The following is a 472-nucleotide window of genomic DNA, read 5'->3' on the forward strand; positions in this document are numbered from 1 at the left end:
GGGCCGTGCGCCTGGCCCCCGTCGCCGTGGCGCTCGGCGCCATGACGCTCGTCCTCCTCGCGGCCGGCGAGCTCTCGCGCGGCACCCCGGCCGGGATCCCCGACGCCGGGGCCGCCGTCGCGTGGGCCGTCGCCGCGGGACGACTGCTCGCGCAGGTCTGCGCGGTCCTGACCGTGGGCTCCGTGCTCGTCCCGGTTCTGCTCGACCCGGGGGACCCTCGCGGCGACGCGACGCGCCGCGCGGCCGCCGGCTGGGCGGCGGCGTGGGCGGTCTGCTCGGCCTGCGTCTCGGTCCTCACCGTCTGGCACGTCACGGCGGTCCCGCCGGGCCGGATGCCGTCCGGCACGCTGCCGACGACGGTCTGGGCGCTGCCGCCCGCGCGGGCCCTCCTCCTCGTCACGCTCCTCGCGACCCTGGCCGCGCTGAGTGCCGTCGTCGGTGCCATGGCCCGCAGTGCCCGCAGTGCCCGCAG

Annotated in this window: 1 pseudogene; it reads left to right on the forward strand. The window is 79.9% G+C overall.

Features of this window, described 5'->3' with window-relative positions:
• Nucleotides 1–472 (forward strand): annotated as a pseudogene (locus tag N866_RS21710) (hypothetical protein); the annotation flags it as partial.

It is taken from the genome of Actinotalea ferrariae CF5-4 (assembly GCF_000603945.1).
GTDB lineage: Bacteria > Actinomycetota > Actinomycetes > Actinomycetales > Cellulomonadaceae > Actinotalea > Actinotalea ferrariae.